The organism is Pseudomonas sp. S49, assembly GCF_009866785.1.
GTDB lineage: Bacteria > Pseudomonadota > Gammaproteobacteria > Pseudomonadales > Pseudomonadaceae > Aquipseudomonas.
In genome coordinates, this window is record NZ_CP019432.1 from 2,649,000 (window position 1) to 2,662,800 (window position 13,801).

At 59.7% G+C, this 13,801-nt stretch carries 14 protein-coding genes; 7 read left to right on the top strand and 7 right to left on the bottom strand.

Features of this window, described 5'->3' with window-relative positions; genetic code table 11:
* Window positions 1-325 precede the first annotated feature (325 nt).
* Window positions 326-796: a DUF1289 domain-containing protein gene (locus PspS49_RS11765; protein WP_127926763.1), complete on the top strand. Its 471-nt coding sequence runs from the start codon at window positions 326-328 to the stop codon at window positions 794-796.
* A gap of 161 nt (window positions 797-957) precedes the next feature.
* Here the strand turns inward: PspS49_RS11765 and PspS49_RS11770 are convergent, their stop codons facing one another.
* Window positions 958-1,821 (bottom strand): universal stress protein, encoded by an 864-nt coding sequence (locus tag PspS49_RS11770; RefSeq protein ID WP_160039379.1) that lies wholly within the window; start codon window positions 1,819-1,821, stop codon window positions 958-960.
* A 159-nt stretch (window positions 1,822-1,980) separates the two neighbouring features.
* On the opposite strand from PspS49_RS11770, the gene miaE reads away from it, so the two are divergent.
* From miaE to PspS49_RS11785, 3 genes are all read left to right on the top strand, one after another.
* Window positions 1,981-2,583 carry a tRNA isopentenyl-2-thiomethyl-A-37 hydroxylase MiaE gene (gene miaE / locus PspS49_RS11775; RefSeq protein WP_160039381.1) on the top strand — a complete coding sequence of 201 codons (603 nt, stop codon included), beginning with the start codon at window positions 1,981-1,983 and terminating at the stop codon, window positions 2,581-2,583.
* 141 nt (window positions 2,584-2,724) lie between these two features.
* A complete protein-coding gene (locus tag PspS49_RS11780; protein WP_160039383.1) occupies window positions 2,725-3,432 on the top strand; it encodes a response regulator in 708 nt (235 codons plus the stop codon).
* Window positions 3,433-4,719 (top strand): ATP-binding protein, encoded by a 1,287-nt coding sequence (locus tag PspS49_RS11785; RefSeq protein ID WP_160039385.1) that lies wholly within the window; start codon window positions 3,433-3,435, stop codon window positions 4,717-4,719. It begins immediately after the preceding gene.
* A gap of 134 nt (window positions 4,720-4,853) precedes the next feature.
* On the opposite strand, the gene PspS49_RS11790 is transcribed toward PspS49_RS11785, so the two are convergent.
* Window positions 4,854-7,052, bottom strand: coding sequence for a TonB-dependent siderophore receptor (locus PspS49_RS11790; RefSeq protein ID WP_160039387.1), 2,199 nt, complete (start codon window positions 7,050-7,052; stop codon window positions 4,854-4,856).
* Between the two features lie 228 nt (window positions 7,053-7,280).
* The gene (locus tag PspS49_RS11795; RefSeq protein ID WP_160039389.1) at window positions 7,281-7,769 is read right to left on the bottom strand and encodes a GFA family protein; all 489 of its coding nucleotides are present in this window, start codon (window positions 7,767-7,769) and stop codon (window positions 7,281-7,283) included.
* Window positions 7,770-7,907: 138 nt separating this feature from the next.
* On the opposite strand from PspS49_RS11795, the gene glsB reads away from it, so the two are divergent.
* Window positions 7,908-8,816, top strand: coding sequence for a glutaminase B (gene glsB, locus PspS49_RS11800; protein ID WP_007911001.1), 909 nt, complete (start codon window positions 7,908-7,910; stop codon window positions 8,814-8,816).
* A gap of 189 nt (window positions 8,817-9,005) precedes the next feature.
* Window positions 9,006-10,508, top strand: coding sequence for an aldehyde dehydrogenase family protein (locus PspS49_RS11805; protein WP_160039391.1), 1,503 nt, complete (start codon window positions 9,006-9,008; stop codon window positions 10,506-10,508).
* Between the two features lie 122 nt (window positions 10,509-10,630).
* Here PspS49_RS11805 and PspS49_RS11810 read toward each other — a convergent pair whose 3' ends face one another.
* From PspS49_RS11810 to cynS, 3 genes are all read right to left on the bottom strand, one after another.
* Window positions 10,631-11,290, bottom strand: coding sequence for a carbonic anhydrase (locus PspS49_RS11810; protein WP_150773956.1), 660 nt, complete (start codon window positions 11,288-11,290; stop codon window positions 10,631-10,633).
* A gap of 12 nt (window positions 11,291-11,302) precedes the next feature.
* A complete protein-coding gene (locus PspS49_RS11815) occupies window positions 11,303-11,539 on the bottom strand; it encodes a DUF2790 domain-containing protein (protein ID WP_127926772.1) in 237 nt (78 codons plus the stop codon).
* Window positions 11,540-11,619: 80 nt separating this feature from the next.
* A complete protein-coding gene (gene cynS, locus PspS49_RS11820) occupies window positions 11,620-12,087 on the bottom strand; it encodes a cyanase (protein WP_160039393.1) in 468 nt (155 codons plus the stop codon).
* A 121-nt stretch (window positions 12,088-12,208) separates the two neighbouring features.
* Here cynS and cynR point away from each other — a divergent pair, with 121 nt between their 5' ends.
* Window positions 12,209-13,096: a transcriptional regulator CynR gene (gene cynR, locus PspS49_RS11825; RefSeq protein ID WP_160039395.1), complete on the top strand. Its 888-nt coding sequence runs from the start codon at window positions 12,209-12,211 to the stop codon at window positions 13,094-13,096.
* A 258-nt stretch (window positions 13,097-13,354) separates the two neighbouring features.
* Here cynR and PspS49_RS11830 read toward each other — a convergent pair whose 3' ends face one another.
* Window positions 13,355-13,684 carry a hypothetical protein gene (locus tag PspS49_RS11830; RefSeq protein ID WP_160039397.1) on the bottom strand — a complete coding sequence of 110 codons (330 nt, stop codon included), beginning with the start codon at window positions 13,682-13,684 and terminating at the stop codon, window positions 13,355-13,357.
* Window positions 13,685-13,801 lie beyond the last annotated feature (117 nt).

Below are 13,801 nucleotides of genomic sequence, written 5' to 3' on the forward strand. Positions count from 1 at the left end.
CCTGCAGAACGGGGAGCTGATGAGGGTTGGCGCTGGATTTTTCCCCGCTGGAAAAATCCCTCGCCAACACCGCTCTGAAGGAACGACTGTGCTCGTGACGCTTTGAAAACAGCTTCTAACGGACATTGGCGCCTTAAAAGGCTGGCTGATTCTACGGCAAAAAAAATTTAAAGGTAAGTCGCGCTCTATTGGACTTTCGTGGCAATGCGCGTGGCCGGGCCAAACACTCAGTACGGCTGAGACCCTGATGTTTGAGGGGTGATCAATGCCCGACAAAGGGCTAAGATGCCGGTCTGTTCCGCGTTTCAGTGCCTCTGCCTACTTTATGCCCAATCAGACCATCAAGACCCCCTGCGTCGGCCTCTGCTCCACTGTTTACGGTGATCTGGTGTGCCGTGGCTGCAAGCGTTTCCACCACGAAGTGATCCATTGGAATGGTTACAACGAGGAAGAAAAACGCGCGGTGTGGTTGCGTCTGGAGCAATTGCTGTCACAAGTGATGGCAGGCAAGGTCGAGATTTTCGATTCTGCGCGCCTGCGCGAGCAGCTCGAACAACGCAAGATCCGCTTCGTGCCGCATCAGTCGGAATATTGCTGGGCGTATCAGCTGATTGCCCGTGGTGCGCGGGTGATCATTAATCTGGAAGCCTACGGGATGGTGTTGCTGCCGGAGTTTCGCGACTGGAGCCTGCCGGAGTTGCGTGATGCCATTGATCGGGAATTCTTCCTGCTGTCGGAAGCGCACTACCAGCGCTACATCGCCCCGGGCTTTCTGAAAGACGCCTTCGGCGCCTAGAAGCTTCGCGAGCAAGCTCGCTCCCACATTTGGAATGCATTCCAACTGTGGGAGTGAGCCTGCTCGCGATAGCGGTAGTGCATTCAAAGAAGGTGGTGACTGACAGGACGCCATCGCGAGCAGGCTCACTCCTACAGGGATCGCATTTCAAATGTGGCTGTTCAGTGCTTCACCGCCAGCTCCACCAGATGATCCTCAACCTCCTGCGGTTTCAGCACCAGCACATCGCTCTCCAGCGCATCCAGAATCACTTCCGCGGTATTGCCGATCAACGCCCCTGACAACCCGGTGCGCGCCACCGTGCCAATCACGGTCACTGCCGCCTGCAGCTTGTGCGCCATGAACGGAATCAACACATCCGCCGGGCCTTCCTCGATGTGCAGGTGCTCATCATCGACATCGAATTCCGCCTGAAACGCCCGACACTGCTCGCGATAGCGCGCTTCGATGGTTTCGCTCAGTTGCAGCGTCGGGTCGGCCGCCGACAGCATCGGCGACGGATGTGCAGCGATGACGTGCAGATGCGCCTTGGCCAGACTGGCAATGTCGTAGCCATGATCAATGATCGTCGTGTGCAAATGCCGGTGCTCGCCATCGGCATTGCCTACGTCAACGGCTGCCAGAATCACCTTGTCCTTCCAGGAACCCGCGGTTTTCACCAACAGCACCGGGGTAGGGCAGTGGCGCAGCAGTTTCCAGTCCGCCGGGGTCAGCAGGGCTTTTTTCAATGAGCTGTCGGGGAAGTGCTGTTTGATCACCAGCCCGCAACCCTCGGCCTGCTGCACCTCGATGATGGTTTCGTGCAGGCTCTCGTTCCACGCCTGCTCGGTGGTCACGCTGTAGCCGTCGGCCACCAGCGCAGCTTTAAGTACGCCAAGCATGCCGGCGTGATCGTGTTTCTTGTCGCACACCAGCAGGTGCAGATGGGCCTGGGTCACGCCGGCGATCAACTTGGCGCGCTTGAGCGCCAGGCTTTCCGAATGTTCGGGTTCGATGACCACCAGAATGCTGCGAATGGCTTGCATGAGCGGAGTCTCCAGCAAAGAAAAGGCACGGCGTTGCACAACTATAGTTGCTGCTCGATCGTGCGCGACTTGATGCATATCAACGCGCGCGGCTGGTGGTCTGCAGACAGGCCGGTATAATCGGCGCCCTCCGCTCGAACACCTTTTACCGTGAGCCCCATGATCCTTCCCGAAATCCACGAATTCCTTGGCTGCCGCACCCCCGACGCTTGGGTTCAGGCCGCACTGGCCAATCAGGAAACCCTGCTGATCGACCACAAGAACTGCGAGTTCAAGGCTGCCAGCACCGCCCTGAGCCTGATTGCCAAGTACCATTCCCACGTCGACCTGATCAACATGATGTCGCGTCTGGCCCGGGAAGAACTGGTGCACCACGAGCAGGTCATGCGCATCATGAAACGGCGCAAGATCGAGCTGCGCCAGCTCCACGCCGGCCGTTATGCCTCGGGCTTGCGCAAGGTGGTGCGCAGCCATGAACCGGTGAAACTGGTCGATACGCTGGTGGTTGGCGCATTTATCGAAGCGCGCAGTTGCGAGCGTTTCGAAGCACTGGTACCGCATCTGGACGAAGAACTTGGCAAGTTCTACTTTGGTCTGCTCAAAAGCGAGGCGCGGCATTTTCAGGGTTATCTGAAACTCGCCTACCAGTATGGGGACGCGAAGGATATTGCTCAGGTCATCGACAAGGTCCGTGCCGCCGAGCAAGAATTGATCGAGTCGCCGGACGACGAGTTCCGCTTCCACAGCGGCGTCCCTGCATAAGATTGTTAAAAACTCTTAAGAGTATGAAACATCACCCAAAGCCGGCCCCAGTGGCCGGTTTTTGCTGCTTGAAACAAACGCCTGTGCCACGAAAGCCGCCATAATGCCGACCACTTCACACATGGGCGGCAGACGGACGTTATGGATAACCTGGGTTTTGGCAAAGTCCTGCTGGTGGAAGACGATGAGCGTCTGGCAGCGCTGATCGCACACTTTCTCGAACAGCACGGTTATGAAGTACGCACCGTGCTGCGCGGCGATCTGGCCGTGGCGGCCTTTCTCGAGTTCAAGCCGAACGTCGTGGTGCTCGACTTGATGTTGCCAGGGCAGAGCGGTTTGCACGTGTGCCGCGAGATTCGCAGTGTATCGGACACGCCGATTGTGATTCTGACTGCCAAGGAGGACGATCTCGACCACATTCTCGGCCTGGAATCCGGCGCGGATGACTATGTGATCAAGCCGATCAAGCCACCCGTATTGCTGGCCCGGTTGCGAGCATTGCAACGGCGACAGGTGCCGGACAGCAATGTGGTCAGTTTTCTGGAGTTCGGCCAGTTGAGCGTCGACCGCAGTTGTCGTGAAGTGCGGCTGGCGGGCGAGGTCATCGAAATGACCACCATGGAATTCGAGCTGCTGTGGTTGCTGGCCAGCGCGGCGGGCAAAGTGCTGTCGCGCGACGATATTCTCAATCGCATGCGCGGGATTGCCTTCGACGGACTCAACCGCAGCGTCGACGTGTACATCAGCAAGTTGCGCAACAAGCTCAAGGACAACCCCCGCGAGCCGATGTGTATCAAGACCGTGTGGGGCAAGGGTTATCTGTTCAATCCGTTCGCGTGGGAGCTGTAGATGCTGCGGTTATTTCTCGGGTTGTTTCTGGTCATGACGATTGGTCTGGTGCTGGCGTTGCAGACGGTCGAACGCACCTTTGATGCCTTGCTCGATTATCAGATGCAGGACTACAACCGCGAGGCTGTGCGAGGGCAAGCGTGGACATTGGCTCAGCAGTTGCGTGACCTCGATGGCCCGGCCCGGGAAAACCAGTTGGAAACGATTCGCCCGCATTATGGCTTGGGGCTGACGCTGGTCGATACCTCTGAAATGGCCCTCAGCGACGAGGAAAAAGCCGAGCTGGCCAAAGGGCTGCTGGTGATCCGCGACAAGTACAGCCAGTACATTTCCGCCATTGACGATGGCCCGCAACTGCTCAGCATCCGTTTGCCGGCCGAGCCGAGCCTGATGCCGTTCTACATCGCCGCTGCCTACCTGATGATTGCTGTGCTGATCGGCTTCGTGCTGTTTTTCTGGGTGCGTCCGCACTGGCGTGATCTGGAGAAACTACGCCTGGCCGCCGAGCGTTTTGGCGACAACGATCTGTCGGTGCGCATCCAATTGTCCAAGCGCTCAAACATCCGCGATCTGGCCGAGCACTTCAACCTGATGGCGGCGCGCATCGAAGGCCTGATCGCCAATCAGCGTGAGCTGACCAATGCCGTGTCCCACGAGCTGCGCACGCCGATCGCGCGGTTGTCGTTTGAGCTTGATCAGCTCAAGCAGCAGTCGGACCCCAGCCAGAACCGCGAGCTGATTGCCGATATGTATGCCGACCTCGGCGAGCTGGAGGAAATGGTTTCGGAACTGTTGACCTACGCCAGCCTTGAGCGCGGCGCGACGGTGATCAAGCGCGAAAACATCCAGGCTGCCAATTGGCTCGACAGTGTGGTCGGCAGCGTGGCGCTGGAGGCCGAAGCGGCGGGGGTGCAGTTGTTGATTGGTGATTGCCGGCTCGACACCGTGCGCATCGAGCCCCGATTCATGGCGCGGGCGGTGATCAATCTGCTGCGCAATGCGATTCGTTATGCCGAGCAACGGGTTGAAGTGACGCTGGTGCGCAGCGGTGATTATTACGAAGTGCGGGTCAACGACGATGGGCCGGGCGTGCCGCTAGACGGGCGGGAGAAGATCTTTGAGCCGTTTTCGCGACTGGATGCCAGTCGGGATCGGCGTACGGGTGGGTTTGGTTTGGGCCTGGCGTTGGTGCGACGAGTGTCGCAGTCTCATGGCGGGCAGGTTGAAGTGGGCGATTCGGCGTGGGGTGGGGCGTCGTTCCGGATGACCTGGGAGCATCTGGATTAATGATGTGATCTGTGCCGGCCTCTTCGCGAGCAGGCTCGCTCCCACAGGTTTCGGCGGCGCGCACAAATCCAATGTGGGGAGCCTGCTCGCGATGGGGCCATCCATGGCGCCGTCGATTCAAGGTTTGTTAACGATCAGAAATCCCACTTGGTCGTCAGCATCAAATTGCGCGGCTCACCGTAGAACGTAGTATCGAAGTTGCCCAGTCCCGTCAGATAACGCTTGTCGAAGACGTTGTTGGCGTTGACCGTGAAGCTCAGGTGCTCGTTGTACTGATAGCGGCTCATCAGGTCGACGAGGGTGTAGCCGCCTTGTTTGATCCGCGTGTAGTCGCCGGCCGGGGCGCTGTAGATCTTGCCGTAGAACGCGCTCTGCCAGCTCACGCCACCACCGACAGTGACCTTGTCCAGCACGCCGGGCAAACGGTAGGTGGTGAAAGTGCGCACCGTATGTTCAGGCTTGGTGGTCGACAACGGATAACCGTACATGCGCTGTTCATCGGCATCACGGGTACGCGCGTAGGTGTAGCCGGCGGAGACGTTCCAGCCTTCGGCCAGTTCGCCGGCCAGTTCCAGCTCCACGCCTTTGGTGGTGGCGCCGTCGATGGCTTTGTAGATGCCTTCGTTGGTCACCGCGTTGGTGCCGATCGATTCGGCAACGCCGTCCTGCTCGATGCGGAAAAGCGCCAGGCTGGCGTTGAGGCGACCGTCAAAATACGCCGCTTTCAAACCGGTTTCGTAGCTGTCGCCCTCGACCGGGGCAAGCGTCGAGCCATTGGCGTCCTTGTAGGTCTGTGGCTGATAAATACTGGTGTAGCTGGCATACAGCGAGTAGGTGTCGTCGAGGTCATAAATCACCCCGGCGTAAGGCGTGACCACGCCGTGTTCCTTGTAACTGGTGTGGGTGTCGTCGAGGCCGGCGCCGGGGTTGTAGCGGTAGTCTTCGTTGTATTTGAAGGTGCTCAAGCGGCTGCCGATAATCACCGAGAGATCGTCGGTCGGGCGCAGGCGCGTGGCCAGGTAAATACCGTTCTGGCTTTGGGTGCGCTCGTACTTGCCGTTTTTCGGGAAGTCCTGTTTCGGCAGATTGCCGTCCCAGTCGTAAATGCTCCCCGGTACTTCGGAAAACGCACTGGTGTCGTAGGTCGAACCGGTCTGGCGCGAGTGCGAGGTCATCACGCCAGCGATCAGCTCATGCTCGCGCCCACCCAGGGTGAAGGGGCCGGAGACGTTGACGTCAGCGGTGTTCTGCACGCGATGACCCTCCCAGCGACCCCAATACATGAACATGCCTTCACCCGTGGCGCGGTTCGGATTACCACCGCTGGCCGAAGCGAGGCGGGTGTCGTGATCGGTGGTTTTCTGGTCGAGGCTGACCTTGAATTTCCAGTCGTTGGCCAGCGCCTGTTCCAGCGAGGCGAAATAGGTGATGTTGTCGAAATCGCGGCGGCTCCAGTCAGCGGCGGAGTTGAAGTGGCGGCCAAAGTCGGTTCGCCCGCCATCGGCGAAATACACCGGGTTGCCGGTCCACGACGAACCCCGTGGTGTGGTGCTGGATTTGTCTACGCCGAAGGTCAGCAGGGTGTCGTCGCTGAGGTCGGCTTCGAGGATGCCGTAGAACAGGTCTTTGCGCTGGCTGTAGTGATCCAGGTAAGAGTTCTGATCTGAATAAGCGCCGACGAAACGTCCGCGCACGTTGCCCGATTCAGTCAGCGAACCGGAAATATCACCCACGGTACGGTAGGCATCCCACGAACCAACGGTGCCGCTGATTGAAGCTTTGAACTCTTTGGTCGGCTTCTTGCGGATCAGGTTGACCGTGGCCGACGGGTCGCCGGAGCCGGTCATCAGGCCGGTCGCGCCTTTGATGATTTCAATGCGGTCGATGCTGGCGGCGTCGTCGCCATTGTTCGGGTTCTCGCCGTAGACGCCATCGTAGGGGATGTTGACGCCGTCGTACTGGAAGTTGGTGATCGCCAGGCCGCGCGCGGAAAACTCGGTACGGTCGCTGTCGTACTTCTGCATGGAAATGCCGGGGGTGTTGCGCAGCGCATCACCAATGCTTTGTACACCGCGATCGTCCATTTGCTGACGGGTGATCACCGTCACCGACTGCGGGGTTTCGCGAATCGACAGCGGCAGGCCGGTGGCCGAAGACATGGCGCCGGTGGTGTAGGAGCGGGTGTCTTCGGTGGTGGCGCCGAGGCCTTGCGCGGAAATATTGGTGGCGCCCAGTTGCAAGGTCTGCTCGGTTTTTTCAGCGGCGTTGGCAGAAATGCTCAGCAGGGCCAGTGCCAACGGGCACAGGGCGAAACGGAAACGGACGTGCGACATGGAGATCCCTTTGCATCGAATCGATCGGTAGTTGAAGTGCTTCTGAGGGGTTAACCGAACGAACAACGCAAAGGGGAACTGCTGGAACAAAAAATAGTGAAGCAGTGGAGTTCCCCTGTAGGAGTGAGCCTGCTCGCGATAGCGGTCTATCAGCAACATTGTTGTTGTCTGGCACACCGCTATCGCGAGCAGGCTCACTCCTACAGGGGGTAGGCTGGAGTTGCGAGGTCAGCAGGCCAAACCGAGGCGTTCATGCCATTGGGCGATGGATTCTTCGGGGTAGACGTCGAACTGTTTGTCTTTCGCTTTGGCCTCGACTTCCACCCATGGCGCTTTCGAGCCGAGCATCAAATGCGTGTGCTCCGGCGGCACCGGCAAAGGCGTGTCGATGGCCGAGGCGAACGGGTGGATCAGCTCCGGCCATTCCGGGCTGAACAGCCACAAGCCGCTGCCGCACAGTGAACAGAAGTGCCGCTCAGCCGTGCTGCGATGGGCGCGTTTGTCGCCCTCGTCTTTCATCTTCGCGTGATAGACGCTGATGTGTTTGCGCCCGCGCACCTTGAGGCTGGTCGCGTCGCCGCCGAGGTTGATCGCATAACCGCCACCGCCCTGGGTCTTGCGGCAGATCGAGCAATAGCAGCGTTGATAAGGGTAGGGGTGGGCGCTGGTGAGGCTGAACGTGACCTCGCCGCAATGGCAGGAGCCTTCGAGATGCATGGGTGCTCTCCGGTTTCTGAATGTGCGGTTGAGCCTAGAACATTCAGTGCGATTGCGGCCGGTGTGATTCGACGGGCGGGCGCAGCGTCTAGCCCCAGTGTCCCCGCAATCCCATGGGGCGAGACTTCGGAACCCGGCATGCAAGCGCTGTTGAACGAGATTCTTGACGCTGTCCGCCCGCTGATCGGGCAGGGCAAGGTGGCTGACTACATTCCCGCCCTCGGCACTGTGCCGGCCAATCAACTGGGCATCGCCGTGTACGGCAACGACGGCGAGATGTACTGCGCCGGTGACGCCGAGACACCGTTCTCGGTGCAGAGTATTTCCAAGGTGTTCAGCCTGGTGCAGGCGATCGATCATTCCGGCGAAGCGATCTGGGAACGCCTCGGCCATGAGCCGTCCGGGCAACCGTTCAACTCGCTGGTGCAGCTGGAGTTCGAGCGCGGTCGGCCGCGCAATCCGTTCATCAATGCCGGTGCGCTGGTGATCTGCGATATTAACCAGTCACGCTTTGCCGCACCGACCCTGTCGATGCGCGATTTCGTCCGGCGCCTGTCCGGCAATCCGCAGATCATGATTGACGGCAAAGTCGCCGACTCCGAATACCAGCACCGCGCGCGCAATGCGGCGATGGCGTATCTGATGCAGTCGTTCGGCAATTTTCACAACGATGTCGAAGCGGTGCTGCGCAGCTATTTCAGCCATTGCGCGTTGCGCATGAACTGCATCGATCTGGCGCGGGCGTTCTGCTTTCTGGCCAACGACGGTTTTTGCAAACACAGCGGCGAACAGATCCTCACGCGTCGGCAAACCCAACAGGTCAACTCGATCATGGCCACCAGCGGGCTGTATGACGAGGCGGGCAACTTCGCTTATCGCGTTGGCTTGCCGGGCAAGAGCGGTGTCGGTGGCGGGATTGTTGCGGTGGTGCCGGGGCAGTTCACGGTGTGCGTGTGGTCGCCGGAGTTGAATGCTGCGGGGAACTCTCTGGCGGGGATGGCGGCGCTGGAGATGCTTAGTGCGCGGATTGGCTGGTCGGTGTTCTGATCCGGTCACACAAACACCACAAAACCCTGTGGGAGCGAGCCTGCTCGCGAAGGCGTCAGGTCAGCCAACATTGATGTATCAGATCCACCGCTTTCGCGAGCAGGCTCGCTCCCACAGGGTTAGCGGTTGCTTTGGAGGATTGTGTTCCTATACATTTTCCGGCCGCTCCCTGCATGGTGAATCCGCTTCATGTCTCTTGCGCTCGAACGTCTAGTCGCTGGCACGCCGATCCCTTTCGCTGGTAACCGCGTCACCGTGGTCAGCCCCGAACTGGCCGCGCGTTTTCAGCCCGGTGACCACCTGCTGGTGGAGCAGGTCAGTGGCGAGTTGCTGCTGATCCCCGTGGCGGATCAGCAAGCGGCGTCCGTGGCGATCGAACGCGCGGCAGCGGCATTCACCGCGTTGTCGGCGGTGTCCGATGAGGCGATCAGCAAGTTCTTCGACGTGTTCGCACAACGTCTGGAAACCCCGGACTGCTGGGCGCACATCGAAACCGCCAACCGCGCCGACATCGAAAGGGCCAAGGCGCGCGGCCGCTCCACCACCCGACTGCTCGCCGATGAGCGCATGCGTCGCGACATGATCGCCGGTCTGCGTGCCTGGCGAGACGCAGCGGCGACGCGCGGTAAAGTCATCAGCAGCGTCGAGCACGACGGCTGGAAGGTCGAGCAAGTGGTGTCGCCGTTGGGCATCGTTGCATTTGTCTTCGAAGGTCGCCCGAACGTGTTCGCCGACGCCGCCGGTGTCTTGCGCACCGGCAACACCGCCGTGTTGCGTATCGGCAGCGATGCGTTGGGCACCGCGCAAGCCATCGTCACTCACGCCTTGAACCCGGCGCTGGCCGATGCCGGTCTGCCGGCCGGTGCGGTGTCCTTGGTGGAAAGCGTCAATCATGCCGCCGGTTGGGCGATGTTCGCTGACCGACGTTTGTCGCTGGCGGTGGCGCGCGGTTCGGGTCGTGCGGTCAGTCAACTGGGCAGCATTGCCCAGCAGGCCGGCACCGCCGTCAGCCTGCATGGCACGGGGGGCGCGTGGTTGATCGCCGATCGTGCTGCCGATGCCACACGTTTTGCCGCCGTGGTGCGCAACTCGCTGGATCGCAAGGTGTGCAACACCCTCAACGTCTGTCTGATCCAGCGTGATCGCGCGACGGAACTGGTGCCGCTGTTTCTTGATGCGCTGCAACAGGCCGGCACCGCGCGTGGCCAGGGTTGCAAGCTGCACATTGTCGAAGGCAGCGAAAGTTACCTGCCGAGTGAGTGGCAGAACGCGACCGTCGAGGTTTATCGCGCTGAGGGGCATCAGACTGAAGCGTTGGCTGAACCTTTGGCGGAGTCGGCGCTGGGCCGCGAATGGGAATGGGAAGAAACCCCGGAAGTCAGCCTGATGATCGTTGACGATGTGGATCAGGCGATTGCGCTGTTCAACCGCTACAGCCCGCAATTTACCGTGTCGTTGATCAGTGAGGATGCAGCCGTACAAGAGCGTTTCTACAACGCGGTGAATGCGCCGTTCGTGGGCAATGGCATTACCCGTTGGGTCGATGGGCAGTATGCGTTGAACAAGCCGGAGCTGGGTCTTTCGAACTGGGAAAGTGGGCGCTTGTTTGCGCGCAGTGCGATTCTTTCGGGGGATGGCGTGTTCACTGTGCGCAGCCGCATGACCCAGATCGATCTCACAGTAAAACGCTGATCTGGCGGACATTGATCGTTCCCACGCTCCAGCGTGGGAACGCAGCCCGTGACGCTCCGCGTCACTGGGCGCAGAGCGTCCCCCGAGGCATTCCCACGCAGAGCGTGGGAACGATCAGTTGCTCAGGCCGCGTGGGTGGTTTGTGCATGGATCGCGCAAGTCGCCGGTTGCTCGGCCAGCGGCACAAACGTGCGGCGGTCCGAGGCCAGCGCATCGACCGAGCCGGTCTCGATGTCATACACCCAGCCATGCAGGTTCAGCAGGCCTTTCTCCTGAGCCAGACGCACGCTCGGGTGGGTCTGAATGTTCGCCAGTTGCGCGATCACGTTCTCGCGCACCATCGAGCTCAACTTCGCCGCGTCATTGGCATGTGGCCGCGCTTCGTTAACCACTTTCGCCGACTCGGCATGCTGCAGCCAGCCGCTGACCGCAGGCAGGTGATCCATGCATTTGCACTGCGCGATCGCGGTCATCGCACCGCAGTCCGAATGCCCGCAGATGACAATGTCGGTCACCCCGAGCACCGCCACCGCATATTCAACCGTCGCCGAAACCCCGCCCGGATGCGGGCTGTAGGACGGTACGATATTGCCGGCGTTGCGGATCACGAACAGCTCGCCGGGTTCTTGTTGGGTCAGCAGTTCCGGCACGACACGGCTGTCGGAACAGGTGATGAACAAGGTGCCGGGCTGTTGCGTGGTCGCCAGGTGTTTGAACAGTTCGGTGCGTTGCGGAAACGCTTCGCTCTGGAATTTCAGGAAGCCATCAATCAGGTTTTTCATGGTGTTGTCCTCTCAGTTCGAGCAACCGCTGCCGAATTCGCTGTATTGAAGAATGTGTTTGCCGCCGTGGCTGTCCAGATACGTCATCTCCACCGGCACCACGCCACACACATCGGCAACCGGGGTAATGCTCAGCACTTGGGCGATATCCAGTTGCATGCCGTAGCGGTAGGCGACGGCCTCGTCAGCGGCAGATACCTGGGCGCAAACGCCGCCGAGCAGGGCCAGAATCAACAGAATTTTTTGCATGGGGCAGCCTCCAGATGTGTTGGTGACGGGTAGCCATTTGAGGTGTGTTGGCCCGCACGCAGGGTGCGGGCCGGTGCGGATCAGAACGGACGCAGGGGCAGGAACTTGCCGTCGAGGGTGACCACAGCGCGGGAGCCGCCTTCCGGGTCTTCGACTTTCTTGATGTCGAGTTTGAAGTTGATCGCGCTGATGATGCCGTCGCCGAACTGCTCGTGAACCAGCGCTTTGAGGGTTGTGCCGTAGATCTGGATCATCTCGTGGAAGCGGTAGATGGTCGGGTCGGTCGGTACGCCGCTGAGGCTGCCACGCAGGGGGATGATCTGCATCGCCGCGACGTCTTCAGCGCTCATTTCAAGCTTGTCGCCGACCACTTGGGCGGCATTTTCTGGCAGCGGGTGCTGGCCGAGCAGGGCAGCGGTGACGTACGCCAGGCTGAGGCCGGTGCCGTCGGCCAGATCCTGCCACGACAGATCTTTGCGTGCCTTGGCGTCGAGAACGCGAGTGGTCAGGGCCAGGCTGGTGTCGTTGTAGGCGTGGGACTGTTGCATGGTGTCACTCCTTTCAGGGGTTGGCTTGCTGTGTGGGATTGATCTTCTGCTGAATGATCCATAGCGTCCAAGACCGATATACAATGCTTGGCATAAGCCCTGCCTATAGATGGTGTTTCCCATGCTGCTGCGACATCTGCGTTACCTGCTCGCTGTTGCCGATCACGGCGGCTTTACCCGTGCCGCCGAGGCATTGCATGTTTCACAGCCGACCCTGTCGCAGCAGATTCGCCAACTGGAAGAAACCCTGGGGGTGAACCTGTTTGATCGCACTTCGCGCACGGTCAAACCGACGGATGCCGGTGTGGCCTACATCGAATGTGCGCGGCGAGTGTTAGTGGAACTGGAGGCGGGCAAACGCGCGTTGCATGACGTGAAGGATCTGTCTCGCGGGACGTTGCGTCTGGCGATGACGCCGACGTTCATGGCGTATCTGGTCGGGCCATTGGTACGGGATTTTGCCGCGCGGTACCCGGGGATTCATTTGCAGATTTTCGAACTGTCGATGGACGACATCGAGGCGGGGCTGGCGGATGACTCGCTGGATATTGCGATTGCGTTTACGCCGGTGCGCAGTCCTGAGATCGAGTGCATTCCGGCGTTTACCGAAACGCTGGGGATCATGGTCGGGCGTGAACATCCGCTGTATGACAGTCGCTCGGTGCTGGCGCCGGAAGATATCGCGTCATTGGATTTCGCCTTGTTGGCGCCGGACTTCATCACGCGGTTATCGGTGGATGAGTATTTTCGCCAGCAAGGGATTACGCCGCAGGTGCGGATCGAGGTGAACTCGGTGAGTACGTTGCTGGAAGTGGTGCGTTGTTCGCCGATGGCGACGATGTTGCCGCAGGCGATTGCCACCGAGGATCGGGCGTTGTGCCGGTTGCGGGTTGAAGGTGATGCGCCGCAGCGTGGAGCGGCGTTGTTGCGGCGGCGCAATAATTATCACAGTGCGGCGGCAGTGGCGTTTGTGGAAATGGTGTTGGACATGGGAAGCCCCTCACCCTAACCCTCTCCCAGAGGGAGAGGGGACTGACCGAGGGATGCTGGAGTAATACACCGACCTGAAAGTGCTCTGCTGAATCCATAATCAACTCGGTGTGTCCGGTTGACGAATGACTTTATACAACTCGATCGGCTCCCTCTCCCTCCGGGAGAGGGCTGGGGTGAGGGGCTACAATTCCAGTCACGCCAAATCAATGCAAGCGAACAAAAAAAGGCCTGCTTCCTTTAAGGAAGCAGGCCTTTCAATTATTTGATGACTAACTCAGCAAAACCGATCAATCACCCGAACTTCATTGTGGTTCTGCATCGAATCCCACGCCTGTTTCAGCGTTTGCAGAACATTACCGATGAAGTCCTTGTCAGCCGCGGCTTTCTTGCCAACATAACCGTGGCCGCGACGGTACATCTTCAGGCGGGCCAGCAGGTTCTGATGGTTGCGGTCGAACTCGTCTTCGTCAGCATGGGTCGCCAGGCAGTCGATATGCACCTGACCCGACTTGCTGATCCAGAGAATATGGCTGTCATGGCTGTCTTTCTGCGCAGCGAACATACGAGCCAGTTCTTCGATAGTAGGTTGATTGTTCAGATTCATGATATTGCCCCTTGACCAGTCTGGTGATCTTTCAAAGTTGATTCGCTAATACAGGTAGCCCATCGGTTAGTTGATCCCTGGCACCGAAACCAGGACGTCAGCGCTCGCCCGTGTGAA